General features: G+C 34.2%; 1 protein-coding gene. It reads left to right on the forward strand.

Going from position 1 to position 641, the window contains the following annotated elements; genetic code table 11:
- The coding region (locus HMPREF9304_RS12185; protein WP_036929605.1) for a hypothetical protein at positions 1-354 on the forward strand (354 nt) is incomplete at its 5' end.
- Positions 355-641: the final 287 nt, after the last annotated feature.

The following is a 641-nucleotide window of genomic DNA, read 5'->3' on the forward strand; positions in this document are numbered from 1 at the left end:
TACTATCTTTATGCTTCTATTGAAGTGCGATGGGCAGATAAGGTTACAGGAGAGCAGTGCTTCGTTATTCTTATGTCACCAGGAGAAAACGGACAACAACGACCAAGTATCATGAAAAATAAAGAAGGTAAAGCAGTTGTAGTTAGAAATATGATGGAAGGTCTCGCATATTTGGAAGTACAGGGATGGGAGATGCTTGAACCAAGAACCAATGTGGGTAAGTGGATTGTTAGACGAAAGGTTTCATTTGAGGAACTGAATAAATTAGTTAAGGAGAATACAACCTATGAGGAAGTTACTCCAAAAGTTCAACTATCCTTAAATGAACAAACATTAAAAATTGATTACAAATAAACAAATCCCTTGCTATCTGAATCTCATATTTGCTTATAGTTTTAATTGATGCCAGAATTGAATATTTACGTGGTTATTAAAGATTTCTACAATTATAAAAAAACAAAGTCAACAATGAAAAAAGTATTATTTCTTACGTATCTGATGCTAATGTCCATTGGTCTACATGCACAGAATGAAACCGTTACCAACCAGACCGTACTAGATTTGTTAAAAGAAGGATTTTCCTCTAAAGAGATTATCGGTGCTATTGACAATAGTTCAACTCGCACTATTACCTTCGATAT

The sequence above is a fragment of the Hoylesella timonensis S9-PR14 genome (assembly GCF_000762405.1).
GTDB lineage: Bacteria > Bacteroidota > Bacteroidia > Bacteroidales > Bacteroidaceae > Prevotella > Prevotella timonensis_A.